Genomic DNA, 26,376 nt, shown 5'->3' with positions numbered 1-26,376 from the left:
GCGGAAGCGCTGCAACTGCGCGTGAAGGCCGTGCAAAACAGACGCCAGGCGATAGGCTCCCCGCCGATCACCCACCGAAAAGGAAAGTCGTATTTTTTCCTTTCGTGCTGAATCGCTACAGCAACGTAGGGATTCAGATCATCCTTAAAAGAGAGAACTATGACCCCTGACGACCTGACCATCGACTTTGAAGAGGGTGGTATCCTGACCACCAAACAGCTGGACAAGGTGATTCTGAGCAAGGGTGCATGGACCACCATCATGTTCCGCTATCAGGAGTGGAATGAGGCAGAACAGTCCTATGGTGAGGACAAATTCACCATCCGCCGCTATCAGAAGCGCAATGGTGAATATGCCCAGCGCTCCAAGTTCAACATCACCAACACCAAACAGGCCAAACTGATCGTGGAAAGCCTGCAGAACTGGATGGAAGAGCAGTAAACATTACCGTCAGACGACGGAGCCTCTGAATCAACAGGAGGCTCCGTACTGAATTCAGTCTGCTTCAGTGACAGGTGCCGCAGGCCCCGCCTGGCTTCACACCCAGTTTGATCAGAATCTTCTCCATCAGACACCAGCGGGTAAAGCCGGACTGGAACAGATTCGCTCCGACAAAAAGGGTGAACCAGAGCCATGTCGGCTCATTCAGCTGGGTTCCGTTATAAAGCGAGCTCAGAAAAACCGAGAGCATGATAAAAAATCCGGCAATGATTCTGATAACGCGTTCTGTGGTCATATTTTATTCTCCTGTAGTTTTAAGTGATTGTACCGTGACGGCAGGCAGCTGGAAACTGGCATGGCAGGCGACGCAATTCTGCATCGTTTCAGCCAGTTTTTTCTGAATTTCCCTGGCCTGTGCCCCCTCTTTGGCCATATTGGCAATATCGTCAAAGGCGTAATGGGTGCCGAACCCCAGCTGCTTGAACTCCAGCGGCAGTTTGGCACGCAGCCTGAAATCCACCGTCGCAATTGCAGCGCTTCCGATCGGCCTGGCCGCAGCCTCGACTGCAGCCAGATCTTCCCTGGCCAGCGCCTCGACAATGACCTGCGTTGTTTCCAGCAGCACTCGCATCTCGCCGAGTACCGCCTGACGCTCCGCCGGCTCCAGCAACACAACGGTACGCTCATCCGCCACCTTTTCAGTGCTGCCCAGCACAATGACCTTCAGTGCGCCTCCCACCAAAAGCGCGGACAGCACGCCAATGGCAATCCAGTGCGGTGTGGTTGTTTTCATATGATCTCCTTATCTGCTGCTGAGCAGCTTCTCTGCAATGTGCTTCAGCGTTTTCATCGTCGCGGCCTTCTCTTCATCAGGAACATCACAGAGCACCTCCTGCTGAAAATCCCGTACCAGCGGAATCATCACCGACAGCGCCTGCCGGCCCGCCTCCGTCAGCCCGATGCGAAAGCAGCGCCGGTCTTGCGGACAGGGATTGCGCTCCACCAACCCTTTTTTCACCAGCCCGTCGATACGGCGGGTGATGGTCGTTTTATCCCGCATCATCAGGGCGGCAATCTCCACCTGCGTCACCGCCCCTTTCTTTAACAGGCGAAACAGAATGCCGAAATCCTGAGCGGACAACGGGTAGCCATAGTCGGCAAAGCGACGGGCAATCTCTTCGGTCATCAGAAATGCCGTACGATTGACCTGCATACCGATGGCCTGCTCGAGCTGAAAGTCCGTTGGCAATTCACTCATGCTTCTCTCCTGTGCGGCACATCGTAATCACTTAAGTTGCAATATACAACTATTGCATATTACACCTATTTAAACTGTAGAGCTCCGCAGCCTGCTTTGATTTATGCGCCATGCAGAGCTTGATTGATTTCGGCTAATACTGATTGCTGAACTAATTTGTCGTGCGCAAAGTCGCGGTATTCACTATCTATAATCAAAACCCTAACCTCGGAAGAAGCTCTTTCCATATGGTCGGAAATGGCCCGATTCATGGCGACGAGATACTCAACTGTTATCCCGCTTTCAACTCCACGCCCACGATCACGAACCCTTCCCAACTCTATTTCCGGAGAACAATTCAAATAGACCAACAAAGCAGGCGGCCCCAGGCGTCTCATCACCTCGCCATACACTGAGAGAAAAGCATCTTTGGCACCCTCGTTCAAAGTCACATCGACATATGCCCTGTCGAGCACAAATGAATAATCGGTCACAATCACTTTGTTGTCGGATTGAGCGGCAGTGATCTGGTGATAATGCTGTAGAAGAAAAGTGATCTCTGTTTCGAAAGCGAACTTGTCCGGATTCTGGTAAAACGCCTGCCAGAATGGATTGGCTTGGAAGTTCTCGTATACAGGCAGATAAACATCGTCGGAGAACAAGCCAGCCAAGGTTGTTTTCCCTGAGGCTATGCCTCCACAAACCTCAATACGTTTACCGCCAAACACTATTTGGTTTGCTTGGGCTTAGGAGAAGGTGCATTTGTTTTTGACTGATTGCTCTTGATGGGATGAACGCTTTGTTGAGCAGATAATAACTCAATTTTTTCCTTCAACGCCTTAATTTCTTCTTGCTGATGCTCTAATTGCGCCTTCAATGCATTTGACTGCGCTTCTTGAAACCTGGTCTCTTCTACGAGCTTATTCCATTTCTGATCCTGGGCGTTATATACATCATTGATAAGCGACCACGTTGGAGTAAGCATGCTATAAAGTGCCGCCGCAATGGTTACTGAAATTGCAGCAAGGGCTCCCCACCCGATTTTTTTATATCGAGAGATCGTTTCGTTAAATCCTTTGATCTTATTGGCTGTATCTCGATATATCTCCCTAACAGAGCTAAAAAATACAGGTTTCGCCTTCAAGCTATCCTCGGCTGCTTTAGCGAAGTAATAGTCTGGCAACTGACCTTTTTTATCGTCAGGAAAAGGTTTGTACTCCCCACGTCGGGGTAGGGCATCGCTCGTTGGTGCCCCCCTAACAACTTCATCTCCTTCATAGCGAACAATTGGACTGAGTTTTGTAAACTCTATCCAGATCAGGGCCTCCAAACCCTTGAGCATATATGAGTTGTTCGAAAAGTTATGAAGAGGGATTAACAGTTTCCCTTCAAACCCCGGATCAATCAATGGCCCAGTTCCTAACAGAATACCTCTGTGAACATGAGAAATCTTGAGGTTAAAACGAAGTGCCATGTAATCAGGAAGCCTAAATGTGGGCTCAACCTGCACATACACCAACGAGTTCGGTTTTAATTCAAACCGATCAGAATCTTTTTCCAAACGTTCTTCATACGGCTTTCCATCTTCATCCCAGCAATAACACGTACCATGTATTCTGGCTTCGTATGACCCTGATTTCAGTTTCTCCGGGTAAAATGGGTGAACCATTCCCGTCGCAGCCACGTAGTCGGCAATATCGGCGCCATTCAATAACGAAGGAGGGATACTCGGAAACGGATCAATCTCTTTATACTGAGAAAACCTTTTTTCGGCTTCCGTGTCGTCCTTGGCATAAACAAGACTCATGTCAGCAGCATCTCTGTTCAGATACAAAATCGTTACTAATAGCCGAATGACTTATAAGTGAATCTTGGCCAAACCCCAGAAAATCAATGAGGCATCCGATTTCCTTCTCAACGCCTTCAACAAAACCCAAGGCCAACTGACTGGCTTTTCCATTGTCGATATAATCTATGTGATTCAGCACAATCTTGGTCGGCCGATTGGCGGCAATTGCCTGTTTCACGATCTCAGAATCGAATTCAGCGACACGCCTTTTCATTCGAGTCACTGAACTCAGTTCAAGAACATCTGTTCCTGCGCTTCTGGAAACCTCTTGCCAATCCACCTCACGATTCAACGGCCCGGAATTCCCTGCTACACGAATAGGGAATGAACGGAGAACAAGAATAACATCGTCGACATCGAACGGACTGATACCCGCCTCGGCAATAAACGCAGCCGCAGAAGTATCCCGGCTAGTCACAAACGGATAGAACGGTGAATGAATGAGGGATAGCCCATAACCTTGTGTTCCTTCAATGATTACGCGCTCGCCTTTATCCAATGCACTGCGCAAAAGTGGAACGGTTGGCTTAGTGAGCTGCATCAACTCAGGATGATCTTTGGCCAATATAACATCTTTGTTTCTGGATATCCGACGCTGAACAGCCGCACCTGTACCACTGGCAGTTGACCCGATTGTCGATCTCAAATCACCGCATTTTTCGGAGTCGATATCTTCCGAAGAAATGACCATCGCGTTCGGATCGATAACCACCCTGTCCGGGGAAATACCCAGCAGTTCCATCTCATCCTTCAGGATTACCGGATCGATATATGCCCCGGCAGGAAGAACAGCGACAACATCTGGAAGAAGCGACGCTGTAGGCAGCTGACGCAGAATAACCGGACGCCCGTTTTCATCGATTACTGTGTGGCCGGAATTGGTCCCACCGACACGGATGGCAATGGTGGCATTCTGTTCACGGGCAAAGAAGTGCGAAACCTTCCCTTTTCCTTCCGACCCGAACTGACCGCCAATCACAACTGTTACCGGCATGAACTCCCTCCCGTTTTACAGCGCCAAATGTTTGATCATCCTCTCGAACACATCAAGCCCCGCCTGATTCTCAATCGTTTCCAGTGCCATACCTTTCAGATGTTCAATGGATTGCTCGACTGCATGCGCATCAGCCGTACTGAATCCGTTGGATGAATTTCTTTGCCCATACCGCTGCGCCCTTAAATCCGTCGATGCCTCGATATAATAGTGTCGGAACGCAGGACCGAATGATTCCACCATAAAAGCGTAGTCCTCTGGAAAACGTAAGCCATCGATCACGCAGTTGCCATTATCGGGAAGCATCTGAACCAGCTTGCCACACAGCCATCGCTGGCCAAATTCCTCATGCACCTCTTGCCCGTAGACCTGTAAACGCTCGCGGGAAACAGGCTCCCCTTTCGCCACCAGCTGAGCTTCCAGAACATTGCTGAATCTTGCGTACGAGTATCCCAATTCTTCGAGAAATCTGGCAGCGGTCGTTTTCCCTGCTGCAACCGGACCACTAAAACCGACCACCCTTCGATTCAGCCATGAGTCCGTATCTACATCCAGATCCGGAATAATGAGGTATTCCTCATCTTCATTCCCAAGTGCTTCGAACTTCCCAACCCAAAAAAACAGGCCGACAATCGAGGATGTGATTGCATCCAACTCGTCATGACTAACTGGTTCCGTTTGGAATGCGCCTTCAACCCCAAACTCAACCAACCCTTCCAACAAAAACTCGACGCCGGCCCCTTTTCTCGGGATACCCATAATATCCTGAGCCGCGCCCGGATAACTTTCGATCACCGGAAATCCGAGTTTCCTGAATCGGTCGGCCAGCCTCATACCTCTGGCGGTCAATTGCTGCATACTTGGAATAAGGCTGGGGTATACGTTCACCCCTCGTTTTTTCAGTGTCCGCTCGCACCCTCTCATAATGCCGAATTCGTCTCGACCCGGATCATCGTCCGTGACCCGAATTCGCCCTTTCGGAATTGATAGCGGTGAATCTATGGAAATAACATCAGGATTAGCTTTAATTGTTTCTGCAACGAGTTCAGCATCCGTCAAAATACGTTTCGTAGTGGCACGGTTGCCTTCTAACAGGCACCAGCCTGTGGCCTTATCTTCAGAACCAGTTAAATCTATTCCTGCAACCTTAAAACCCGATGGCACATTAAGATCCGAGTAACGAATCTTCGGACCGATTTCACCATCATATAGAGATACTTGAATTTTCGCATCCCCTTTCCACCTAACTTTACTTTTCATCCGTGCAAAATGAATAGGCTTACAAACAGCAACTGGCAATGATCGTTTTGCAATCAACCGTGTTATCGCAACATCGAAGATCGTTTTCATGCCTTCGATATCAGCTTGGTTATATTTAATTAAGAGCTTTAATGCATGCAGATCTCCTCTCCGATATTTGTGCCACAAAATAGGAGCCGCCTCACCTTGGATGCCCTTTAATTCAGCCGTACGCTTAATCCCCAGCTCAACCTCTATTTCTTTCTGACCACCGGATAAACCAAACTGTTTACCAAAGAATCGCAAATCGATGTGGGCCTTAGGAAAGTGAATATCTTGAAAAGCACTTTTAATAAACGGAATATCAAAAATTGCACCATTAAAGGTTACTATCGCCTTGGCATCATTTAATGCCCTTTGAAAGACTCCGATATCTTGACCTTGAACATAAACTTGGAAATCTTTTCCCATGCTCCAGCCAATTAATGTGATTTGATCATAATATTTGCTAAGACCGGTTGTCTCAATATCCAGGAACATTGTTTTTTCAGGATAAGTAAGAGCTATTCGATAATGTTCACTGCTTGGTAAATGCTCAGCAAAATAGTCCGCATCACCTTCCAAAAAAGCTCGCTGGGAAGCTTCAATTAACTTAGACCTACCATCATCTTCTGGAAAAAATGACAGTTGCCTGTTGCCTTCACAAAATTCAGCCCATGAATAAACACCCGCATTCCAGAGCTCGCGCTCTTTCTTTTCTCCGATACCATCCAAATGCCTAAATGATCTAGTTAACATCGAACCACACTAATCCTACATAACAGCAAACAAGTCAAAACCCATAAGTAGGAACCTATGTCAGAATTGTATAGCTTTCTAGCCACAATTGACCGTAAGCTCAACAAATAGTCCATCCACCGAGTATTTCATTCCGATCAGGGTAGGTTCAGTATTCATTCCATGCTCAGCTATCAACACTCCTACCATGCCGGTTGCCATGCCGATGCACTAAAGCATATCGTTCTCGGTGACCTTGTTGCCGCGATGATGCTGAAAGAGGCTCCACTGTTTCTCTTCGATGCCTTCGCCAGCCGGGGCATCTACAACCTCGATTCGGCCGAAGCGCTCAAAAACAGGGAGTTTGATAGCGGCATCGGAAAATTGTGGCCGCTACGCCATGGCCATCTGCCGGAAGGCGTCTCCCGCTGGTTCAACATCATCGAAGGCGAAAACAGCGATGGCAGTTTCACTCGCTTACCCGGCTCCACCGCCCTGCTGGCCGCCATGCTGCGCGATACAGACAGGCTGGCAGCCTGCGATCTGCATCCGCAGGAGTTCGATGCCCTGCGCGAAGGATTCAAAAACAGTCGCAGGATTGCCCTGCACAAACGGGATGCCTTCGAGGCTGTGCCGGCACTTTTGCCGCCCGTGGAAAAGCGAGGCCTGATCTTTCTCGACCCCTCTTATGAAAACAAGGAGGAGTACAAGAAGGTTGCCCGCACCATTTCCGATGCCTGCACCCGCTTCCGCGCCGGCGTCTATGTGATCTGGTACCCGCTGCTACCGGCAGGCCGCCACCTTGACCTGTTCAATGCCCTGAAACGCTCCGGCATTCGTAAAATTCTGCGGGTGGAGCTCGATGGCAAGGAGAGCTTCCCGGAGATGCAGATGTACGGCTCGGGGCTACTGATTGTGAATCCGCCCTGGCATGCCGAACAGAGCATGAAGAGATCGCTCGACTGGCTCCACCAAAACCTCATCGCCGGCAACGGCCTTGCCACTTTCAACTGGCTGGTACCGGAATAACAACAGCCACCGGCGCTGCACGAGGCAGGCGGTGACATTGCCACATGATGAGCATGGAAACCCCGGGAGCTGATGTGTAGCCTTGCGCATCGCTCTGCTACGGGCTCCCAATTCATTGCATGAGGAACACAACTTATGTCGCATCCTGAAATCAAAAAAGCGGTCCTTGCCTATTCCGGCGGACTGGACACCTCCATCATTCTGCGCTGGCTGCAGGAAACCTATGGCTGTGAGGTGGTCACCTTTACCGCTGATCTCGGTCAGGGCGACGAGGTTGAGGATGCCCGCGCCAAGGCGAAAGCCGGCGGCGTCAAATCGATCTATATCGAGGACATGCGCGAAGAGTTCGTACGTGACTACGTATTCCCGATGTTCCGCGCCAATGCCATTTACGAAGGTGAATACCTGCTGGGCACCTCCATTGCGCGCCCGCTGATTGCCAAGCGCATGATCGAAATCGCCAACCTGGAAGGCGCGGATGCGGTATCACATGGTGCCACCGGCAAGGGCAACGACCAGGTACGCTTTGAGCTCGGCTTTTATGCACTGAAACCGGATGTGAAGGTCATTGCGCCATGGCGCCAGTGGGACCTCGTCTCCCGTGAAGATATGCTCAACTATGCAGCCAAACATGGCATCGCCATCGAGCGCAAACGCGAAGGCACCAAGTCGCCCTACTCCATGGATGCCAACATGCTGCATATCTCCTATGAAGGCTATGATCTGGAAGATCCATGGTGCGAGCCATCCGAGTCCATGTGGCGCTGGTCCGTCTCCCCTGAAAAAGCACCGGATGAACCTGAATATATCGAGCTGAGCTATAAAGGTGGCGATATCGTCGCCATCAACGGCGTTGCCATGACCCCGGCGCAGGTACTGGCCGAACTCAACCGCATCGGCGGCAAGCACGGCATCGGTCGTATCGACATTGTTGAGAACCGTTTTGTCGGTATGAAGTCACGCGGCTGCTATGAAACCCCCGGCGGCACCATCATGCTGAAGGCACACCGTGCGATTGAGTCGATCACCGTCGATCGCGAAGCCGCCCACCTGAAAGATGAGCTGATGCCACGTTATGCCAAGCTGATCTATAACGGCTACTGGTTCGCACCTGAGCGTGTGATGCTGCAGCAGGCCATCGATTACAGTCAGGCCACCGTCAACGGTGATGTTCGCCTGAAGCTGTTCAAGGGCAATGTACTGGTTGTCGGCCGTCGCTCCGAGCAGTCGCTGTTTGATGAGCGCCTGTGCACCTTCGAAGATGACAAGGGCGCCTACGATCAGAAAGATGCAGGCGGCTTCATCAAGCTTAATGCACTGCGTCTGCGCATGGCTGCACTGGCCGGCCGCTAATTTGATGTCAAAGGCCCCTTCACCGGGGCCTTTTTCCTGTCACTGGCTAAATGGCAATATTTTCCGCTAGTTTGCGCGTGATTCCGGAAACACGATGGAAAAGAGGAGATAACTGATGGGCTATGGTACACCGATCCGTATTTTACATTCACTGCTGGCGCTGAGCATGCTGACACAGCTGGCTGTCGGCGAGCTGATGGATGTTCCCGAGGTTGAAGATGAACATGAGGCGGCCATGAACTGGATCATGCCGGCTATTGCCCATGAGGGTGAGCACCATGCCGCGGCTGCCGGCCCGGTCGTTGAAACACTCGGTTTTGAAGTGCATGAGTTCCTCGGCCTGTTCATTGGCGGCCTGCTGCTGGCCCGCATCATTCTGGCGCTGACCTCCGTTCCCGGCGCAGGTTTCCGCGACCTGCTGCCATGGCTGTTCGCCGATGGCCGCAAAAAGCTCGGCGAGGAGATCAAGGCACAGATGGCCGGCTGGAAGCAGGCAAAGCTGGCTCCGCCTGAAGAGGGTGAAACCGTTGCCCGCATGGTTCATGGTCTGATTCTGCTGGCATCCATTGCCATGGCCATCACCGGCTCGATCCTGTTTTTCGGCTGGAGCCAGACCACCCCGCAAACCGAATTCATCGAGTTCATCGCTGAAACCCACGAACTGGTTGTCGGCGGCCTTGAAGCACTGATCGGCGCTCATATCCTGGCTGTCATTATCCACCAGCGCATGGGCCATAACATTATCGCCCGCATCAAACCCGGCGCATAAAATCCAACGGCCTTACGCCTGTTAGAAAAAGGGGGCTGCGATCAAACGCAGCCCCCTTTTTTGTTTACCCGCCACCAAATCCCCACTCAATTTGCTGCACAAGCCCCCCCTCCTCTATACTCGCCTCCCCGCCATTGAGGGGAGAAAACCATGATGATTACCATACAAAAAAACACCTCCAACGCCGTTTACACAAAAATTCTTACACCCTCCATTCTGCTCCCAACGTAGCTGAATGATGCTTCCCCCCCTTGCAGGTCTGCCGGAATGACCTGAATGCGCATGGCAAAGAGCAACGGAGTTGCGACCATGCGCAGAGCGTCATGACGGGTACCCGCAGGGAGCAAAGCGGCCATTAGCCGCGCGATAGGATTCAAATCAAAATAATCCGGTGGCTTTTCTTTGGCCAGACAAAGAAAGAACAACGGACTCATCCCATGAGTCTGTTTCAAATACTGCATTAAACATGCCTCTCCCGATCATCAGACATGCACCTTTAACTGACGGGAACCCGTAAAATTCGCGTCTTTACTGAAACGCCATAGCGGTGAAGCATTAGGGCATGCAAAAGGTACTGGTAAGTTCATGTCTGGTTGGAGAGAAGGTGCGCTACGATGGTGGCGACTGCCTGCGCCATGGCGTGCTCGATCTGTGGCAAAAACAGGGACGCATTGTCCCGCTCTGCCCTGAAACCATTGCCGGTCTGCCGACGCCGCGCCTGCCTGCCGAGATCGAAGGTGGCGATACAGCCGCAGCCATGCGGGGCAAGGCCGCCGTACGGCGCAAGGATGGTGAGGATGTCACCGCCGCCTTTATCGAAGGCGCGGAAATCGCTCTGCGTGAATGCTGGCGCCACAGAATCAAGATTGCCGTCCTCAAGGAGGGCAGCCCTTCATGCGGTGTCACCTGCATCAACGACGGCATGTTTACCGGCAACAAGATTGCCGGCCAGGGCATCACCGCAGCCCTGCTCACCCGCCACGGCATTTCTGTCTTCAGTGAATATCAGCTGCAGGAAGCAGCACAGCGTCTGGATGAACTGGAGGGGCGTGTTGGCTAATCACTCACTGGGTCTGGATGAGCCGCTCAACCAGTACCTGCAACAGGTGGGCGTCAGAGAGCCATTGATTCTCCAACAGCTGCGTGAGGCCACCGCGCAGCAGGAGTTATCGGTCATGCGCTCCACCGCAGAACAGGGGCAGTTGATGGCGCTGCTGATCCGGTTAAGCGGAGCCCGGCGTATTCTCGAGATCGGCACCTACACCGGCTATGCCACCCTGTGGATGGCACAGGCGCTGCCGGAAGACGGACTGATCACCACCTGTGATATATCGACCACCTGGACCGATGTGGCGCAGCAATTCTGGGAAAAGGCCGGCGTCAGTGAGCGCATTAACCTTAAGCTTGCACCTGCACTGGCGACACTCGATGCATTGCTGGGCGAGGATGCCGCCGGATCGTTCGATGTCGTTTTTATCGATGCCGACAAGGTCAATTACACGGCCTACTATGAGCGCAGCCTGCAGCTGGTAAAAGCCGGTGGACTGATTGTGGTCGATAACACGCTGTGGGGAGGCGATGTGATTGACCCGGCTAATCAGGAGCCCTCCACCTGCGCCATCAGAGCACTGAATCAGCTGCTCCACGAAGATCCTCGTGTCGACATCGCCATGCTGCCCATGGCGGATGGATTAACACTTGTGCGCAAAATTTAGCACCATGCATACAACACCTCTCCGCTATCTTGCCGCACCGCTGCTCGCACTGACACTGTGCTGCCATACCCCGCCTGCCCGGGCTGACGGACTGGAGGCTTTTGACAGCAACGGTGATGGCGAAGTCAGCTTTGAAGAGGTGATGAAGCATCTCGAACCCGGCATCAGAAAAAGCTTTGATGCACTCGACCGTAATCATGATGGCGTCCTCTCGGCAAAAGATTTCGATGATCTGCATCAGGGGCTCGAAAAACTGGATCAGTGGCTGAAAGAGCTGATTAAACCGCTGCTGCAAAAACCGGAAAATGAAGGGGTTGAGGTTTAAGGTGAGGCGTATCACGGCAACGTAATCTCGCCCGGGCTATACATCCGGCAAACGCATCACTCAAATCGCACATCGAACCATCACCCGCCCATGAACTGCCATCGTACCGATGGCCTGTACGATCATATGACTGTCAAAATGATGAAATGACCTGCCGGAATCCACCGGGGGAATAACACGCCGAATCACACCCAGCAATCGTGATCCAGTGCATCCATACAACAAAAAGGAGCGCGGACAATGGCCAACTTCAGAACTCACATCGGTGTTGCCGGCATCGCCTCACTGGCGGCAGCCAACGCAGCCACAACAGCGGGCATGGCCACCACGCCCGAGGCGGTCATATTGTGCAGTCTGGGCATGATCGGCGGCATGTTTCCCGATATCGATTCCGATCACTCGGTTGCAGCACACTGGCTGTTTCGACTGCTGACCCTGGCCACCACACTCATGGTGGTGATCACACTGCAGGGGACGATGCCGTTATGGTCGTTGCTGGCATGGGCTGCAGCTACGGCCGTGCTGATGCGCTATGTCGTGCTGACGCTGTTTACCCGCATCACCGTCCACCGGGGCCTCTTCCATTCACTGCCTGCCGTCTTGCTGACCGGCCTGATCACGGTGGCGCTGGGGCAAAAGCTGCTGGCATGGTCGCTGCCATTTTGCTGGCTGGCCGGCGGCTTTATCAGTGGCGGTTACCTGTTACATCTGTTGCTGGATGAGCTGTTCAGCGTCAACCTTGCCAACAGCGAACTTAAACAGTCATTCGGCACGGCACTGACGCTGTTTTCACCCGCAGCCTGGCGCTCATATCTGCTGCTTTATACCGCTGTCGCGGCAGGCTTCTGGCTGTTACCGATGCCGGAGCAGCTGCAGTCAGCTATTCTCCATCCGGCCCATGGCGCAATGATTCATCTCTCTGCGCTACTTGCAGCCTTGTAAAGGCCGCTTCAAACAGCGGCATCGATTCATACACCGCATGACCATTGGATTTCGCCTCACTATTGGCGGCGGCAATCTGATCCAGCGTCAGGGCAGCATAGGGCGCACACTGTTTGCGCCGGCGGCATTCACAGGCGACACAGGCCGCCAGCTCGTTAGAAAAGCCGCGCCCGACACCACGCCGGGTGCACCAGATCAGCGCCATCGCTGCATCCGTGCCATGGGCGATGAAGGCCGGCTCATTTTGCTGTACTTCTGTCGGTGATTTCGATCAGGTGATAGCCGAACTGGGTTTTCACCGGCCCGTGCACCTTGTGCAGCTCACCGCTAAAGACCACATCGTTGAACTCCTTGACCATCTGGCGTTCCCGGAAGACGCCCAGATCGCCCCCTTTTTTACCGGACGGGCAGGTTGAATGCGCTTTTGCCAGCTCGGCAAAATCGGCACCGGCCTCAATATCGGCCTTTAATGCTTCACATGTCGCCAGATCGGCGACCAGAATATGACGGGCACTGGCAGTAGCCCGCTTCCGCTTCCAGAAACTCATGATTGAACCTCCATCACTGCGTCGAGCAGTTGTTTGATCACAAACCCCGCCAGCATAAAACCGAAGAGGTTCGGCATATAGGAAATGGTCCCGTTAACGGCGCGAGGCAGATGATCGGGATTATCGCTGACCGGCGCCTGTGGTAGCGGCTTGATCGGAAACTCGCCGGAAAAGACCACCGGATAATCGAGCGATGCACCGGCGCGGCGCAACTTGCGGCGCAGATTCACCGCCAGCCCGCAGTTATAGGTTTTATCCAGCGTGGTGATCTCGGCTTTGGTGACATCAAGGCGGCCACCGGCCCCCAGGCTTGAGGCAACAGGGATCGCAAGGCGCTGACAGGTGGCGACCAGCACTGCCTTGCAGGCCACCGAATCGATGCAATCAATGACGTAATCGAACTTGCCGGCCAGCAGAAAGGCTTCCATATTGGCAGGATCAAGAAAGCCGACATGGGCATGCAGCTTCAGCTCAGGGTTGATATCCAGCAACCGCTCCCCCATCACGGTGGCCTTGTCCCGCCCCACAGCACTATGTGTACTGACCAGCTGCCGGTTGATATTCGAGATACCGACCTTGTCGTGATCGACAATAGTCATCTCGCCAATACCGGCCCGCCCAACCGCTTCGGCGGCTGCGCCGCCAACACCGCCAAGCCCCACCACCAGCACATGGCGGGAGGCCAGATGTTTTAGGCCGTTATCTCCGGCAAGAATTCGGGTCCGTTCCTGGGCATGGCTCACAGCTTGAATAACTCCCTGGCATTGCGATTGCAGCGATCGGCAAACACGGCCGTATCAACGCCGCGAAGCGTAGCTATCTGTTCAACTATTTCGAGCAGAAATGCCGGTTCATTGCGCGCGCCCCGATGGGCGGCTGGCGGCTGATCCGGTGCATCGGTTTCAATGAGCAGCCGCTCAGCCGGTATGGCCGCCACAATCTGATGCAAACACCGGTTTTGCGGACGGGTTACGGCACTGCCGATGCCAAGATAAAAGCCCTGTGCCAACAGATGATCGGCCTGCTGGCGGCTACCGGCAAAGCCATGGATCACGCCGCGCAACGCCGGGCGTCTGCGTATCTCACGACAGACCTCATCCAGCGCCTTGTGCGCATGCACAATCACCGGCAAATCCATCGCCACGGCCACATCCAGCTGGGCTGCAAACCAGTACAGCTGTTCTGCCTGCAAGTCCCGTCCGCCATCGAGACCGCACTCACCCACCGCAACAGCCTCGGCGAGAAATGCAGGGAGAGCATCCAGGTGTGCCTGATCATGCTGCGCACAGAACCAGGGATGCAGCCCGTAAGCGGGAGAGATGCGGCCATCCGCTGCCGCCAATGCACGAAGTTTCTGCCAGCCGTCAAAGGCCACCGCGGGCACAACCAGATGCGATACACCGACAGCTGCCGCACGCGCCATGACGGCCGCACGGTCGGCATCGAAACGGGGATCATCCAGATGACAATGGCTGTCAATCAGCTGCACAGCCCTTCTCCCTCAGCCCGAATGCGCGCGCAGAATGCCCCGATACATGCCCATCTGGCAGTGAAATGCATACTCGCCCGGCTCTGGCGGTACCAGCCGGATCACCACCGGGCGGCCGATCGGCAGCTCCTTCTGAATACCGAGCTCGGGAAAAATCACCTGCCCGGCACAGGCTGTTTCATCTTCACGGGTAAACTTCAGTGAGATGCCTTTGCCGGCTATCGCATCGATCAGGGATGGCTCATAGACGCCATCGCGCACCCGAACCTCAATAACCTGACCGGGAGCCGCCGCCACACCGTTACCCGGCCGATAGAGCCAGAACCACCAGATAATCAGTGCAATCAGCCCGATACCGATCAGGTTTACCACTAACATTTCACCCCTCCGGCCTGAACAGGCGCAGGCGATTGGCATTGGAGACCACCGTCACCGATGACATTGCCATCGCCGCACCGGCAAGCATCGGATTGAGCATCACACCGGCAATCGGGTACAACAACCCGGCTGCCACCGGAATACCGAGACTGTTATAGATAAATGCACCGAACAGGTTCTGCTTGATATTGCGCAGCGTGGCCCGGGACAGTGCAATGGCCACCACAATGCCATCAAGGGATGGGCGCATCAGGGTGATATCGGCAGAGGCAATCGCCACATCGGTACCGGCTCCCATGGCAAAGCCGACATCGGCCCTTGAGAGGGCCGGGGCATCATTGATGCCGTCACCGACCATGCCCACGACCTCACCGGCAGCCTGCAGGGATGCGATGGTTGCATCCTTATCTTCCGGCATCACCTCGGCAAACAGCTCCCGAATACCGACCCGGGCGGCAACCGCCTCAGCCGTTTTGCGCATATCGCCGGTCAGCATCACGACCTTCAGCCCCTGTGCCTGCAAACCGGCAATCGCCTCTTGCGCCCCCTCGCGGATCGGATCGGCCACAGCAATGATGCCCATGATCCGGCCATCGCAGGCCAGCAGCATCGGTGTCTTCGCCTCGGCCGCCAGTGCCTGCATGCGATCACGCCAGCCATCATCCATGCCAATGCCATGCGCCATCATCAGCGCCATATTGCCCAGCAGCAGCGACTGCCCGGCCACAATACCGCCAATCCCCTGCCCGGCGATGGCCTGAAATGATTCACAGGCAAGCGGGGCAGGATCCCCCGCTCTGGCCAGGATGGCAGCAGCCAGCGGATGCTCACTGCCCGATTCGAGTGCTGCCGCCATGCGCAGCAGTTGATCCGGGTCGTCCGCCAGAATATCGGTGACCACCGGTTTACCTGTTGTGATGGTACCGGTTTTATCCAGCACAACCGTAGTCAGTTTTGAGGCCCGCTCCAGTGCCTCACCCTTACGGATCAGAATCCCGAACTCCGCCGCCTTGCCCACAGCCACAACCAGTGAAATCGGTGTGGCCAGCCCCAGCGCACACGGGCAGGCAATCATCAGCACACTCATCGCCGCCACCAGTGCAAAACTGATCCTCGGCTCAGGGCCGAAATTCAGCCATATCAGCGCCGTCAGCACCGCAATGATCAGCACCGTCGGCACAAACACACCGGCGACCCTGTCGACCATCCGCCCGATCCGCGGCTTGGAGGCCTGGGCGTTTTTCACCATCTCGATAATGTGGGCCAGCACGGTATCCGCACCGACATGGCGGGCGGTATAGAGAAAACTGCCAGCGATATTGATGGTACTGCCAACCACCCGGTCACCGACCTGCTTGCGCACCGGCATCGGTTCACCGGTCAGCATCGATTCATCCACCGTGGAGCTCCCCTCAAGCAGCTCACCGTCCACCGGCACCTTTTCACCGGGACGCACCCGGATCACGTCACCGACCACCACCTCGGCCATCGGGATATCAACCTCCTGCTGATCGCGCAGCACCCGTGCCGTACTCGCCTGCAGACCGATCAGGCGCCTGATCGACTCACTGGTTTTACCGCGCGCCCGCACCTCAAGGGCCTGCCCGAGATTGATCAGGGCAATAATCACCAGTGCCGCATCAAACCAGGTATGGCCTGCCATCCCGGCAAGCGATGCCGGAATGATGGCCGGCCATAGCAGAATGACCATGGAGTAGAGCCAGGCGGCTCCCGTTCCCGTTGCAATCAGCGTATCCATGGTTGCCGAATGGTGGCGCAGTCCACGCCATGCCCCGATATAAAAGTGGCGACCCGAATAGAGCATGGTCGCCAGGGTCAGCAGACCGATCAACAACCATATGGCCGCCTGCTCCTGAGCTGCGGGCAGAAAATCAAAAAACATATTGAGCAGCAGCGGTATACCGGCACAGGCTGCCACCACAAAACGGCGGAGCAGCGTCCGCATATGGCGCTCTTCACCCGCCTGCTGTTCAGCAATATTTTCCAGCCCCTGAACGGGGCTGGCGTCATAACCGGCCGCCTGAACAGCCGCGATCAGACTACCGGCTGATACGGATGCAGGCGCCTGAATCGTAGCCGTGCGATCCACCAGATTGACCGTGGCCTGCGTTACCCCATCCACACCACTCAGGGCCGCCTCAACCCGGCTGACACAGCCGGCACAGCGCAACCCGTCCAGCGCAAGCCGGTGCGTCTGCAGCTCAGCCACGGGGAGCCCCCGCACTGCGACTAGTAGTGGCTGAATACAACCGCTTTGCCATCTTTATCAAAGGCCAGCACATCATAGTTTTTCGGTGGCAGACCGGCCGGCTGCATGCCCGGAGATTTCATCGGCATCCCCGGCGCGGTCAGACCGACAATCGCCGGTTTCTCATCCAGCAGACGCTTCACATCCGCAGCAGGGACATGGCCTTCGATCACATAACCATTCACCGTCGCCGTATGGCAGGAGGAGAGCTTTTCGGGCACACCGTAACTGGCCTTGATCCGGTCCATATCTTCACGCTGGTTTTCCACCACCGTGAAGCCCTCCTTGCGCAAGCTGTCCGCCCAGTCGGTACAACAGCCGCAATTGGGAGACTTATACATCACCACCTCGGTCGCCATCGCCTGCAGTGGCGACAACATCGCCGCAGCCGATATCAACACACCGGCCATGACCGTTATCAGCTTACTGTTTGTTCTTTGCATGAGACACGCTCCTTTCTGTACATCCAGCGCAAAAGCATCTGGCTGGCATTGTATGCCCGATCGACAGACCGGTCTAATCGTTCCCCGGCTGGCGTTGCGGCCGGCAGCTGCCACCATCGCAACCATTCACCTCAATGGTGATATGCACCAGCTGGTGAAACTCATGCAACAGCGATTTATAGTGCTCAACCGGCTTCGGCGTATGCGTTACAACCGCGATAATCGCCGCATAATGAGCGGATCCCACCTTCCAGACATGCAAGTCGGATACCCTGTTGTCACCATCACGCTCAATGGCTTCCCTGATCGCATCGGCATATGCAGGGGCAATACTCGTATCAAGCAGGATCGGACCGGTTTCACGCAGCAGACCGATGGACCAGCGCGTAATAATGACGGCCCCCACGATGCCCATCACAGGATCGAGCCAGTACCAGCCGAAATATTTACCGGCCAGCAACGCGATAATCGCCAGTACCGATGTCAGTGCATCGGCCAGCACATGCATATAGGCAGCCCTGAGATTATGGTCGTGGTGGTGATGATGGTGGTGGTGCTCATCATGTGAATGCTCATGATCTTCATGGCTGTCATGTGCATGGCCATGATGGGGATGGTTATCATGCCCGCCATCGGTATGACCATGGTGATGGTGGTCATGGCCATCACTCAGCAACACGGCGCTGAGCAGGTTGACCAGCAAGCCCAGCACCGCCACTGCAATCGCCTCATTAAAATGGATCATTTGCGGCTCAAACATCCGCTGTATGGACTCCACACACATCAGCAGTGCCACTACAGCCAGCGCAACCGCACTGGCAAAACCGCCCAGCACACTGACCTTGCCGGCGCCGAAGGTAAGTACACTGCTATTGGCATGCCTGCGCGCATAGCGGTAGGCGAACAGGGCAATCATAAATGCCGCGACATGCGTCCCCATATGCCAGCCATCCGCCAGCAGCGCCATGGAGCCCAGCATCGTACCGCCGACCACCTCCATCACCATCATCACAGCAGTCAGGGCCAGCACCTGTCGGGTACGTTTTTCCGCTGCCGGATGGGAGCCGGAAAATTCATGGCCGTGTCGCCAGTTTTCAAGGTTGTGCGTATGCATCTTTCATCCTTTCATTCGTTCTGTGCAACTCTTCTGCTATCACTTCACCCGCTGCGGAGGGGGGGCAAACGGCATATCTGATGATGCGGCGGGAGAAGCCCACTGACGGTAGGTCTCATCCGGCCACAAACTCTGGAACCATGCGATCGCTGCCAGTTGCTCCTCTTTGCTCAATTGATCGCCAAAACCCGGCATTTTACCATCATAGCGTGCACCACCCTGCTGCACGATCTGCAACAACATTGGCAATGCGTGATGCCATGCATGGGCACTGCCATCAAGCGGTGGCGGCGGATAGGAGCCATCGGGCAACCGCTGCCTCCAGTTCGCGACCAGCCCCTGGGCCCGCTCACCATGACAGCGGGCGCAGTGACTCTCGAACACAGCATGGCCCAATGCAACCTGACCGTGACTATACCATCGCCCGTCCACGCCCCTCTCCGGCTGCATGGATGCGTGCTGTTGCTGCTCTGCTGCCTGCACCTCAGCGGCCGGATCAAACATGAGCACCGTGATCCCCCAGCCGAACCAGCCTGTTGCACACAGCAGCAGAGCGGCCTTCAGCGCACGAAGAGGCAGCTCAATGATGTGAGCCATGCTCACTGCCGGATGGGGCCGCCGCAGGGTAATAGACGCCACCAAAGTGCTTCTGGCCATCTTCACTCTTAAACAGCACCATCAACTGATATTGCCCGCTTTGCCCGAGATCATATCCGGCCATAAACCAGTCGCCCATGCGCATCATCATCTTCGATACCGGCTTGCCAGTGGGAGAAATCACCTTTGAGTTGGCCGCTGCAACCGGGGCTGGCTTGCCATCTTTCTCAACCTTGATCATAAGATCATAGGCTCCCCCCATGGCATGCCCCTCTTTTGCCTTCATGACATGAAAGCTGACCTCATATCCATCAATTTCCTTTTTCTGCAGAAATGCGCCAGGCATCGTCTGCGGCATCGCCATCGCCTGACTGCCTTCCCCGACAGCCTGCTCATGCCCTTCATGGGCCCAGACACTGGCGCTTGCCAGCATCGCCGCCAGCAACATTAAACCGTGTTTTTTCATGCTGTTTCTCCTTCAGTATGCTCTTTGTTTCTGCGCTCCTGCCAGTTCAGCAAAAGGCTGTAGATCACCGGCAAAACAATCAGGCTGAGCATGGTCGTCGTGACCATACCGCCTATCATCGGGGCAGCGATTCGCTGCATGACATCCGAGCCTGTGCCGTGCCCCCACATAATCGGCAACAGGCCTGCAATCACAGCGGTTGCCGTCATCGCAATCGGCCGGACACGTTGTGCCACCCCTCTCTCTACCGCCGAGCACAGCACGGCCGCAGAAAGACGCTGACAGCCATCCCTGCGGGCAGCGGCAACCGCCTGATCGATAAAGGTAAGCACCAGCACCCCTATCTCAGCCGCCACGCCGGCCAGTGCGATGAAGCCGACCGCGACCGCCACGGACAGGTTGTAGCCCAGCCACCAGACCAGCCAGACACCTCCGATCAGGGCAAACGGAATGGAGAGCATCACCACCAGCGGGGTCATCACGTTGCGGAAATTGAGGTAAAGCAGTAGAAAAATGATCAGCAACGTCGCCGGCACCACAAGCTTCAGCCTGGCTTTTGCCCGCTGCATATACTCAAACTGCCCTGACCAGCTCAGCGTATAGCCGGCCGGCACCTTGACCTGTGCCTCAATCGCGGCCTTCGCCTTGTCGACATAACCACCGATATCCCCGCTTCTGATATCGACATAGACCCATGCATTGGGACGTGCATCCTCCGTTTTGATCTCCGGCGGCCCGCGCCGAAGCTGCAGATCAGCCACCAGCGAAAGGGGAATCTGCGCCCCTGTCGGCGTCGGAATCAGTACCCGTTTGAGGGCCTGCATATTGTCACGCAATGCACGCGGATAGCGGACATTCACCGGATAACGCTCCAGCCCCTCGATCGTACTGGTGACATTCGTGCCGCCGATGGCGGTGGCAATGACATCCTGTACATCGCCGACCGTAAGCCCGTAACGGGCCGCCTCCTCGCGCCTGATATCAAAATCGAGGTAGTAACCGCCAGCCGACTTGTCGGCAAAGGCCGACAGGGTATCCGGCAAGGTTGTCAGCACCTTGCCGATATCACCGGCGACCTGTTCGAGCACCTTCAGATCGGGCCCCGACACCTTGATACCAACCGGCGTTTTGATACCGGTGGACAACATGTCGATGCGGGTCTTGATCGGATAGGTCCAGGCGTTGGCGACGCCGGGGAAACGGATCGCGGCATTCATCGCATCCATCAGCTGACGCGTTGTTTTGGCCGGATCCGGCCACTCCGCCCTCGGCTTGAGGCGGATGGTAGTTTCAAGCATCGAGAGCGGGGCCGAATCGGTGGCGGTCTCGGCTCGTCCCACCTTGCCAAAGACACTTTTCACCTCGGGGAACTGTTTCAGTATCCGGTCCGTCTGCTGCAACAGCTCCTTCGCCTTGGTGATCGAGATGCCCGGATAGGTGGTCGGCATATAAAGAATATCCCCCTCATCCAGTGGCGGCATAAACTCCGAGCCCAGTTTCATCACCGGGTAAGCGGTTGCCGCCAGTAGCAGCAGGGCGACCGCGACAGTCAGCAGGGGCAGCCGTCCGGCCGCTGCCAGCAGCGGGGCATGCAGTTTTTTCAGCCAGGCATTGAGCGGGTTACGCGACTCAGCCGGAATACGGCCGCGAATAAACAGTCCCATCAGCACCGGAATCAACGTCACCGCCAGCAGAGCCGAAGCCGCCATGGCCCATGTTTTGGTGAATGCCAGTGGCGAAAACAGCCGCCCCTCCTGTGCCTCCAGGGTAAACACCGGCAAAAAAGAGACGGTAATGATCAGCAGGCTGAAAAAGAGGGCCGGCCCCACCTCCCTGGAGGCGGTGGCGACGGCCTGCCAGCGTTCTGGCAGGGTCATATTCCCGCCATGGCGCTCAAGGTGTTTATGGGCGTTTTCAATCATCACAATCGCCCCGTCCACCATCGCACCGATGGCAATAGCAATGCCGCCAAGACTCATGATGTTGGCCGTGATGCCCTGCAGCGACATAATCAGAAAGGCAATCAGAATACCAATCGGCAGGCTGATCACGGCGACCAGAGCGCTTCGGGCATGCATCAGAAACAGCAGGCAGATCAGCGATACCACGATCGATTCCTCAATCAGCTTTTCCTGCAGATTGCTCACCGCCCGTTCAATCAGGCCGCCGCGATCATATACAGGCACAATCTCCACGCCCTCCGGCAGCCCTTTGGCCAACTCGGCCAGTTTGGCCCGCACCCCCTTGATCGTGGTCAGTGCATTTTCGCCGTAGCGCATCACCACCACACCACCGGCCACTTCCCCTTCGCCATCAAGCTCCGCCAATCCGCGGCGCAACTCCGGCCCGAGATGAATATCCGCCACCTGTTTGAGGTAGATCGGCGTACCATTCGGCCCCACACCGATCGGCACCATCTCCAGATCGTGCAAATTTTTGATATAGCCCAGACCGCGCACCATATATTCGGTCTCGCCCATCTCCACCAGTCTGCCTCCGACATCGTTGTTGCTGCGCCGGATCGCCTCCTGCACACGCGATAGCGGGATGTTATAGGCCAGCAGCGCATCCGGATCGACCTCAACCTGATACTGCTTCACAAAACCACCGATCGAGGCGACCTCGGCCACACCGTTCACCGTCTGCAGCGGATAACGCAGGTACCAGTCCTGCAACGAACGCAGCTGGGCCAGATCATGCTTGCCGGACTTGTCGATCAGCGCATACTCATACACCCAGCCGACACCGGTGGCATCCGGCCCCAGGCGCGGCACCACGCCGCGCGGCAGACGATCAGCAGCATAGTTGAGATATTCCAGCACCCGGCTGCGGGCCCAGTAAATGTCGGTACCATCCTTGAAAATGACATAGACCATGGAAAAGCCGAACATCGAGTAGCCGCGCACGACCTTGGTTTGCGGAACGGCGAGCATGGCCGTCGTCAGCGGATAGGTGACCTGATCCTCCACCACCTGCGGTGCCTGACCGGCAAAATCGGTGAAGATAATCACCTGCACATCCGACAGGTCCGGAATTGCATCCAGCGGCATGGCACGCATGGCCTGAATACCGGCTGCCGTGACCATGATCGCCGCCATCAATACCAGCAGACGGTTGCGGATACAGCTATCGATCAGGTTGCGGATCACTTCCCGCCTCCCATCTGCATGCCATCCATATTCATATCACTATCCATCGAGTGCTGCTTCAAGGCTGGCGCCTGCTCCTGCCCTGCGGGCATCTCCATCGACATACCGCTATGGCCCGGATCATCCAGCTGTACATCGCCCATATCCATTCCTGCATCCGGCGCCGGCGCGACAGGCTCAAGCATCTTGGCCGTTGCCTCTTTCAGCTTTGATTCGGAATCAATCAGGAACTGGCTGCTGGCCACCACCTCATCACCCGGCTCCAGTCCCGAGAGTATCTGCACCATGCCACCGGAGGCGATGCCGGTGGTCACCTCACGCGGCTCAAACTTGCCCGGTGCACGCACCAGAAAGACCTGGCTGCCAGTGCCGGTACGGACAATGGCCTCGGCCGGCACCACCACCGCATGCTCCTTGTGATCGGCATACAACGTGATATTGGCAAACATATCGGGCTTCAGGGCAAGATCGGCATTATCAAACTCCAGCCTGACCTTCAGGGTACGGGTTCTGGCATCAAGATAGGGGTAGATATAATTCACCCGGCCGCGATAGCTCCTGCCTGCAACGGCCGCCACATTCATCTCGGCCATATCGCCGACCCGCACCCATGGAATATCATCCTCGTAGATATCCACCAGCACCCAGATCCGGGAAAGATCGGCGACCATATAGAGCTCGGTATCCGGCGTAATGCGACTGCCCTCACGCACCCCGATATTCATAATCGTACCATCCACCGGCGTATGGATATGCAGCGCCCGCGCCACCTTGCGGGTTCGCTCGATATCCCGCAGCTGATGTACCGGCAGATCCAGCAGCTCCAGCCGTTGCCGGGCGCTCTGCATCAGTCGCTTTGCCCCCTCCCGGATATCGGGAAAGGGGTTGTTCTTCAGCGTATCGTAGCTGTTGAGTGCCAGCACATACTCCTCGGCACTCGATACCAGTTGCGGAGAATAGACGGCCAGCAACATGTCGCCGCTCTTCACATGTTCGCCGGTTTTATCGACAAACATCTTTTCCACCCAGCCTTCGACCTTGGGGTGCAGCCGGGCCACGCGCTCCTCATCATAGGTGATCCGGCCGACTGTGCGCAGTGTTTTGGCCAGCACCTGCTCGGTGACCCGGACGGTACGCACACCGATGTTCTGTACCGTCACCGGATCAATGGCGACCGTACCGGCAACCTGGCTGCGATCCCCCTCCCCGTCGGCATAAACAGGAATGTAATCCATACCCATCTCATCCTTGGCCGGGACCGCACTGGTAATCGCAGGATTCATCGGGTTCCGATAATAGGCAGGCTTCTTCTGCACAGGTGCAACCACCGTCGCCTGCACTTCTTGCCGCTGCTGCAGCGAGGAGAAGCCATAGCCACCGGCAAGCCCCGATAACAACACCACAACCATGATCACAACCGTTGGCTTATTCATGATGCAACTCCCCGCCGGCGGCTGCAATCAGCCGGGCATATGCCTGATTGGCTTCTGCCAACACCTTCCAGTACTGGGTCTCATAGTTGTAGAGGGTGATCTGGGAACCGACGAGATTCAAAAAATCGACCTTGCCCACCTGAAAGCCGCTCAACATGGAAGCCACGGTCTGCGATGCCTGCGGAATGATGCCCGTCTTAAACAGACTCGCCTGAGCTGAAGAGCGCTGATAGTCAGCCAGTGCCATCAAGGCTTCAGCCTCAACACTTCGCGTCGCATCCTCCAGGGCAAAGGCGGCCCTCGCCTTCTCGGCCAGGCGCTGATCCACCTCTTTTGCCTGCTTGTGACTGCTGTAGACAGGCAGGGTGAAACTGAGCTGGATACTTGCCATATCCGGGCGCACCCTGCCGTTGGGGTCACGGCCCTGACGAAAACCATAATCGCCGGCCAGCGTAAAGTCGGGGTAATAATCTTTTTCGGCCAGAGCCACCTGATCGGCCGCTGCACTAACTTCGCGTGCCTTCGCCGTCAGGGCAGGTCGGGCGGCTTTTGCCTTCTGCAGCAGCCATGCCTCATCGGGCGCCTTCGCAAGCGATTCATTCACCGTGGCCGGTAAAATCAGCGCATGATCGGCACGACGCCCCAACTGGGCATTAAGCCAGGCCGCCTGACTTTTACGGCTTCCGGTCAGGGTAATTTCAACATCGAGAAGCTTGGACAGCTCCACCTGGGCCAGCAACACATCCTGCTGCAATCCTTCGCCGGTTTTGTATTTGGCCTCGGCAATACGGACAAACTGGCGCAACAGCACCTGATTATGGCGGACAATATCAAGCGCCCGATCCAGATAACAAAGATTCCACCAGGTCATACGGACATCCCGGACCAGCTTCAGCCCGGCCTCCACATACTCAAAACCGGCCACATCAGCCCGGTATGCAGCCATCGACTGCTGCAAATCCAGCTTGCCGGGAAAGGGAATTTTCTGGGACAGGCCGACCTGCATCTGGGTCATCGCCTCCTGCGACAGCGAGAGACTGTTCAGCGGTAAATTCATTGCCCCGAGCCGCAACACCGGATCAGGCAGTGCACCGGCCTGGGCGGGAATGGCCTGCATGGCTTTGACTCCGACACCGGCACCGGCGAGTGAAGGATTATGATCGCGGGCCAGCTGCTCGGCCGCAGCAAGCGTCAGCGGCTCGGCGGCAACTGCCGGCTGGATTGCTGCTGCCAGCACCGGAAGCAGCCAAGCAGCACATCGGTAAAGATAAAGGCGCGTGAAAGAACGCATAAAAGCCTCCTGCCAGAAATGCGCATGCCACAAAGACATGCACCACAGCCCGGATGAGCCGTGGTATCAGCAGAAAGCAATAATCAAATACGGATGCGTTGTGTCGTGGTAAAAAGAAGGGAGGCGCTGCGTGGCGGCCCCCGGCTCAGACTGGAGAGTCCCGTGACGCCGGAGAGAGAGAAAAGAGCCGGGCGGCCATATTCGACCACCATAGCCAGAAGCGGCGTGGTATGATCCTGATCGAGCTGAACAGGTGTCAGCGTATCGGTCTGATCACAGTGGGCACAGGCATGGCCATGCTTGACAGGGTGTGAGTGCATGGATGCCACATCTGCACAAGCCCCCGCCATATCGGCCTGCATCATGGCATGGGCCACCATCGGCATGGCATGGGCCTGCGGTGCCAGCACGCAAAAACCGGTGACCACCATCTGCATGGCAAACAGCATCGCCATCAGGCGATAGAGAGCAGGCCGGATTTTTCTGATGGTCAACATGGGTGAAACCGTACGCCCAATAAAATTAAAAC

Annotated in this window: 30 protein-coding genes; 8 read left to right on the top strand and 22 right to left on the bottom strand. The window is 55.6% G+C overall.

Annotation, left to right across the window (positions count from 1 at the left end; all coding sequences use genetic code 11):
• The first annotated feature begins 159 nt into the window (after positions 1-159).
• On the top strand, positions 160-441 hold the full coding sequence (locus FEF65_RS08845; protein WP_138239435.1) for a hypothetical protein: 282 nt from the start codon (positions 160-162) through the stop codon (positions 439-441).
• A 64-nt stretch (positions 442-505) separates the two neighbouring features.
• On the opposite strand, the gene FEF65_RS08840 is transcribed toward FEF65_RS08845, so the two are convergent.
• The 7 genes from FEF65_RS08840 to FEF65_RS08810 all read right to left on the bottom strand — a co-directional run bounded on the left by FEF65_RS08840 (position 506) and on the right by FEF65_RS08810 (position 6,558).
• The gene (locus FEF65_RS08840) at positions 506-736 is read right to left on the bottom strand and encodes a YgaP family membrane protein (protein ID WP_138239434.1); all 231 of its coding nucleotides are present in this window, start codon (positions 734-736) and stop codon (positions 506-508) included.
• Between the two features lie 3 nt (positions 737-739).
• On the bottom strand, positions 740-1,234 hold the full coding sequence (locus tag FEF65_RS08835) for a hypothetical protein (protein WP_138239433.1): 495 nt from the start codon (positions 1,232-1,234) through the stop codon (positions 740-742).
• A 9-nt stretch (positions 1,235-1,243) separates the two neighbouring features.
• Complete coding sequence (locus tag FEF65_RS08830) at positions 1,244-1,699, bottom strand: MarR family winged helix-turn-helix transcriptional regulator (RefSeq protein WP_138239432.1); 456 nt, start codon at positions 1,697-1,699, stop codon at positions 1,244-1,246.
• Positions 1,700-1,800: 101 nt separating this feature from the next.
• Positions 1,801-2,406, bottom strand: coding sequence for a deoxynucleoside kinase (locus FEF65_RS08825; protein ID WP_161595216.1), 606 nt, complete (start codon positions 2,404-2,406; stop codon positions 1,801-1,803).
• Positions 2,406-3,485, bottom strand: coding sequence for a dCTP deaminase domain-containing protein (locus FEF65_RS08820; RefSeq protein WP_138239430.1), 1,080 nt, complete (start codon positions 3,483-3,485; stop codon positions 2,406-2,408). Before FEF65_RS08820 ends, FEF65_RS08825 begins: the two co-directional genes overlap by 1 nt.
• A gap of 1 nt (position 3,486) precedes the next feature.
• Complete coding sequence (locus FEF65_RS08815; RefSeq protein ID WP_138239429.1) at positions 3,487-4,521, bottom strand: adenylosuccinate synthetase; 1,035 nt, start codon at positions 4,519-4,521, stop codon at positions 3,487-3,489.
• A gap of 15 nt (positions 4,522-4,536) precedes the next feature.
• Positions 4,537-6,558 (bottom strand): ribonuclease H-like domain-containing protein, encoded by a 2,022-nt coding sequence (locus FEF65_RS08810; RefSeq protein ID WP_138239428.1) that lies wholly within the window; start codon positions 6,556-6,558, stop codon positions 4,537-4,539.
• 162 nt (positions 6,559-6,720) lie between these two features.
• On the opposite strand from FEF65_RS08810, the gene FEF65_RS08805 reads away from it, so the two are divergent.
• From FEF65_RS08805 to FEF65_RS08795, 3 genes are all read left to right on the top strand, one after another.
• A complete protein-coding gene (locus FEF65_RS08805) occupies positions 6,721-7,566 on the top strand; it encodes a 23S rRNA (adenine(2030)-N(6))-methyltransferase RlmJ (RefSeq protein WP_138239427.1) in 846 nt (281 codons plus the stop codon).
• 135 nt (positions 7,567-7,701) lie between these two features.
• Entirely contained in the window at positions 7,702-8,919 is a 1,218-nt protein-coding gene (locus FEF65_RS08800; RefSeq protein ID WP_138239426.1) for an argininosuccinate synthase, read from the top strand.
• Positions 8,920-9,034: 115 nt separating this feature from the next.
• Complete coding sequence (locus tag FEF65_RS08795) at positions 9,035-9,688, top strand: cytochrome b/b6 domain-containing protein (RefSeq protein WP_138239425.1); 654 nt, start codon at positions 9,035-9,037, stop codon at positions 9,686-9,688.
• A gap of 188 nt (positions 9,689-9,876) precedes the next feature.
• On the opposite strand, the gene FEF65_RS08790 is transcribed toward FEF65_RS08795, so the two are convergent.
• A complete protein-coding gene (locus tag FEF65_RS08790) occupies positions 9,877-10,149 on the bottom strand; it encodes a hypothetical protein (protein WP_138239424.1) in 273 nt (90 codons plus the stop codon).
• Between the two features lie 101 nt (positions 10,150-10,250).
• On the opposite strand from FEF65_RS08790, the gene FEF65_RS08785 reads away from it, so the two are divergent.
• From FEF65_RS08785 to FEF65_RS08770, 4 genes are all read left to right on the top strand, one after another.
• Positions 10,251-10,748 (top strand): 2-thiouracil desulfurase family protein, encoded by a 498-nt coding sequence (locus tag FEF65_RS08785; RefSeq protein ID WP_138239423.1) that lies wholly within the window; start codon positions 10,251-10,253, stop codon positions 10,746-10,748.
• Entirely contained in the window at positions 10,741-11,403 is a 663-nt protein-coding gene (locus FEF65_RS08780; RefSeq protein ID WP_138239422.1) for a class I SAM-dependent methyltransferase, read from the top strand. Before FEF65_RS08785 ends, FEF65_RS08780 begins: the two co-directional genes overlap by 8 nt.
• A 4-nt stretch (positions 11,404-11,407) precedes the next feature.
• Positions 11,408-11,728: an EF-hand domain-containing protein gene (locus FEF65_RS08775; RefSeq protein WP_138239421.1), complete on the top strand. Its 321-nt coding sequence runs from the start codon at positions 11,408-11,410 to the stop codon at positions 11,726-11,728.
• 240 nt (positions 11,729-11,968) lie between these two features.
• Positions 11,969-12,670 carry a metal-dependent hydrolase gene (locus FEF65_RS08770; protein ID WP_138239420.1) on the top strand — a complete coding sequence of 234 codons (702 nt, stop codon included), beginning with the start codon at positions 11,969-11,971 and terminating at the stop codon, positions 12,668-12,670.
• On the opposite strand, the gene FEF65_RS08765 is transcribed toward FEF65_RS08770, so the two are convergent.
• From FEF65_RS08765 to FEF65_RS13400, 14 genes are all read right to left on the bottom strand, one after another.
• Positions 12,609-12,875 carry a hypothetical protein gene (locus FEF65_RS08765; protein WP_138239419.1) on the bottom strand — a complete coding sequence of 89 codons (267 nt, stop codon included), beginning with the start codon at positions 12,873-12,875 and terminating at the stop codon, positions 12,609-12,611. The two genes, FEF65_RS08770 and FEF65_RS08765, sit on opposite strands and share 62 nt — an antisense overlap.
• A gap of 34 nt (positions 12,876-12,909) precedes the next feature.
• Positions 12,910-13,218 (bottom strand): peptidylprolyl isomerase, encoded by a 309-nt coding sequence (locus tag FEF65_RS08760; RefSeq protein ID WP_138239418.1) that lies wholly within the window; start codon positions 13,216-13,218, stop codon positions 12,910-12,912.
• Positions 13,215-13,961 carry a tRNA threonylcarbamoyladenosine dehydratase gene (locus tag FEF65_RS08755; RefSeq protein ID WP_138239417.1) on the bottom strand — a complete coding sequence of 249 codons (747 nt, stop codon included), beginning with the start codon at positions 13,959-13,961 and terminating at the stop codon, positions 13,215-13,217. The genes FEF65_RS08760 and FEF65_RS08755 overlap by 4 nt, the downstream gene beginning before the upstream one ends.
• Positions 13,958-14,707, bottom strand: coding sequence for a TatD family hydrolase (locus FEF65_RS08750; protein WP_138239416.1), 750 nt, complete (start codon positions 14,705-14,707; stop codon positions 13,958-13,960). Before FEF65_RS08750 ends, FEF65_RS08755 begins: the two co-directional genes overlap by 4 nt.
• A gap of 12 nt (positions 14,708-14,719) precedes the next feature.
• Positions 14,720-15,085 (bottom strand): cupredoxin domain-containing protein, encoded by a 366-nt coding sequence (locus tag FEF65_RS08745; protein ID WP_138239415.1) that lies wholly within the window; start codon positions 15,083-15,085, stop codon positions 14,720-14,722.
• 1 nt (position 15,086) lies between these two features.
• Positions 15,087-17,306: a heavy metal translocating P-type ATPase gene (locus FEF65_RS08740; protein ID WP_138239477.1), complete on the bottom strand. Its 2,220-nt coding sequence runs from the start codon at positions 17,304-17,306 to the stop codon at positions 15,087-15,089.
• A 29-nt stretch (positions 17,307-17,335) separates the two neighbouring features.
• The gene (locus FEF65_RS08735; protein ID WP_138239414.1) at positions 17,336-17,797 is read right to left on the bottom strand and encodes a DUF411 domain-containing protein; all 462 of its coding nucleotides are present in this window, start codon (positions 17,795-17,797) and stop codon (positions 17,336-17,338) included.
• Positions 17,798-17,870: 73 nt separating this feature from the next.
• Positions 17,871-18,911 (bottom strand): CDF family Co(II)/Ni(II) efflux transporter DmeF, encoded by a 1,041-nt coding sequence (gene dmeF, locus FEF65_RS08730; RefSeq protein WP_138239413.1) that lies wholly within the window; start codon positions 18,909-18,911, stop codon positions 17,871-17,873.
• A 39-nt stretch (positions 18,912-18,950) separates the two neighbouring features.
• Positions 18,951-19,508: a c-type cytochrome gene (locus FEF65_RS08725; RefSeq protein WP_238701294.1), complete on the bottom strand. Its 558-nt coding sequence runs from the start codon at positions 19,506-19,508 to the stop codon at positions 18,951-18,953.
• A complete protein-coding gene (locus tag FEF65_RS08720; protein WP_138239412.1) occupies positions 19,492-19,974 on the bottom strand; it encodes a hypothetical protein in 483 nt (160 codons plus the stop codon). The genes FEF65_RS08725 and FEF65_RS08720 overlap by 17 nt, the downstream gene beginning before the upstream one ends.
• Positions 19,971-23,123: an efflux RND transporter permease subunit gene (locus FEF65_RS08715; protein ID WP_138239411.1), complete on the bottom strand. Its 3,153-nt coding sequence runs from the start codon at positions 23,121-23,123 to the stop codon at positions 19,971-19,973. The genes FEF65_RS08720 and FEF65_RS08715 overlap by 4 nt, the downstream gene beginning before the upstream one ends.
• Positions 23,120-24,556 carry an efflux RND transporter periplasmic adaptor subunit gene (locus tag FEF65_RS08710; RefSeq protein WP_138239410.1) on the bottom strand — a complete coding sequence of 479 codons (1,437 nt, stop codon included), beginning with the start codon at positions 24,554-24,556 and terminating at the stop codon, positions 23,120-23,122. The genes FEF65_RS08715 and FEF65_RS08710 overlap by 4 nt, the downstream gene beginning before the upstream one ends.
• The gene (locus FEF65_RS08705; protein WP_138239409.1) at positions 24,549-25,847 is read right to left on the bottom strand and encodes a TolC family protein; all 1,299 of its coding nucleotides are present in this window, start codon (positions 25,845-25,847) and stop codon (positions 24,549-24,551) included. The genes FEF65_RS08710 and FEF65_RS08705 overlap by 8 nt, the downstream gene beginning before the upstream one ends.
• A gap of 83 nt (positions 25,848-25,930) precedes the next feature.
• A complete protein-coding gene (locus tag FEF65_RS13400; protein ID WP_161595215.1) occupies positions 25,931-26,344 on the bottom strand; it encodes a hypothetical protein in 414 nt (137 codons plus the stop codon).
• Positions 26,345-26,376: the final 32 nt, after the last annotated feature.

The organism is Mariprofundus erugo (genome assembly GCF_005818865.1).
Lineage (GTDB): Bacteria > Pseudomonadota > Zetaproteobacteria > Mariprofundales > Mariprofundaceae > Mariprofundus > Mariprofundus erugo.
Note: the sequence above shows the minus strand (reverse complement) of the source record. Positions and strands in the feature narration are given on the sequence as shown.

Bases quoted from the DNA above. Each gene is read 5' to 3' on its own strand.
- FEF65_RS08805 (WP_138239427.1), top strand. From the start codon at position 6,721: ATGCTCAGCTATCAACACTCCTACCATGCCGGTTGCCATGCCGATGCA.
- FEF65_RS08775 (WP_138239421.1), top strand. From the start codon at position 11,408: ATGCATACAACACCTCTCCGCTATCTTGCCGCACCGCTGCTCGCACTG.
- FEF65_RS08795 (WP_138239425.1), top strand. From the start codon at position 9,035: ATGGGCTATGGTACACCGATCCGTATTTTACATTCACTGCTGGCGCTG.
- FEF65_RS08835 (WP_138239433.1), bottom strand. From the start codon at position 1,234: ATGAAAACAACCACACCGCACTGGATTGCCATTGGCGTGCTGTCCGCG.
- FEF65_RS13400 (WP_161595215.1), bottom strand. From the start codon at position 26,344: ATGTTGACCATCAGAAAAATCCGGCCTGCTCTCTATCGCCTGATGGCG.
- FEF65_RS08770 (WP_138239420.1), top strand. From the start codon at position 11,969: ATGGCCAACTTCAGAACTCACATCGGTGTTGCCGGCATCGCCTCACTG.
- FEF65_RS08785 (WP_138239423.1), top strand. From the start codon at position 10,251: ATGCAAAAGGTACTGGTAAGTTCATGTCTGGTTGGAGAGAAGGTGCGC.
- FEF65_RS08800 (WP_138239426.1), top strand. From the start codon at position 7,702: ATGTCGCATCCTGAAATCAAAAAAGCGGTCCTTGCCTATTCCGGCGGA.
- FEF65_RS08760 (WP_138239418.1), bottom strand. From the start codon at position 13,218: ATGAGTTTCTGGAAGCGGAAGCGGGCTACTGCCAGTGCCCGTCATATT.
- FEF65_RS08745 (WP_138239415.1), bottom strand. From the start codon at position 15,085: ATGTTAGTGGTAAACCTGATCGGTATCGGGCTGATTGCACTGATTATC.
- FEF65_RS08735 (WP_138239414.1), bottom strand. From the start codon at position 17,797: ATGCAAAGAACAAACAGTAAGCTGATAACGGTCATGGCCGGTGTGTTG.
- FEF65_RS08710 (WP_138239410.1), bottom strand. From the start codon at position 24,556: ATGAATAAGCCAACGGTTGTGATCATGGTTGTGGTGTTGTTATCGGGG.
- FEF65_RS08820 (WP_138239430.1), bottom strand. From the start codon at position 3,485: ATGAGTCTTGTTTATGCCAAGGACGACACGGAAGCCGAAAAAAGGTTT.
- FEF65_RS08840 (WP_138239434.1), bottom strand. From the start codon at position 736: ATGACCACAGAACGCGTTATCAGAATCATTGCCGGATTTTTTATCATG.
- FEF65_RS08845 (WP_138239435.1), top strand. From the start codon at position 160: ATGACCCCTGACGACCTGACCATCGACTTTGAAGAGGGTGGTATCCTG.
- FEF65_RS08705 (WP_138239409.1), bottom strand. From the start codon at position 25,847: ATGCGTTCTTTCACGCGCCTTTATCTTTACCGATGTGCTGCTTGGCTG.
- FEF65_RS08810 (WP_138239428.1), bottom strand. From the start codon at position 6,558: ATGTTAACTAGATCATTTAGGCATTTGGATGGTATCGGAGAAAAGAAA.
- FEF65_RS08790 (WP_138239424.1), bottom strand. From the start codon at position 10,149: ATGCAGTATTTGAAACAGACTCATGGGATGAGTCCGTTGTTCTTTCTT.
- FEF65_RS08725 (WP_238701294.1), bottom strand. From the start codon at position 19,508: ATGGCTCACATCATTGAGCTGCCTCTTCGTGCGCTGAAGGCCGCTCTG.
- FEF65_RS08815 (WP_138239429.1), bottom strand. From the start codon at position 4,521: ATGCCGGTAACAGTTGTGATTGGCGGTCAGTTCGGGTCGGAAGGAAAA.
- FEF65_RS08765 (WP_138239419.1), bottom strand. From the start codon at position 12,875: ATGGCGCTGATCTGGTGCACCCGGCGTGGTGTCGGGCGCGGCTTTTCT.
- FEF65_RS08720 (WP_138239412.1), bottom strand. From the start codon at position 19,974: ATGAAAAAACACGGTTTAATGTTGCTGGCGGCGATGCTGGCAAGCGCC.
- FEF65_RS08830 (WP_138239432.1), bottom strand. From the start codon at position 1,699: ATGAGTGAATTGCCAACGGACTTTCAGCTCGAGCAGGCCATCGGTATG.
- dmeF (WP_138239413.1), bottom strand. From the start codon at position 18,911: ATGCATACGCACAACCTTGAAAACTGGCGACACGGCCATGAATTTTCC.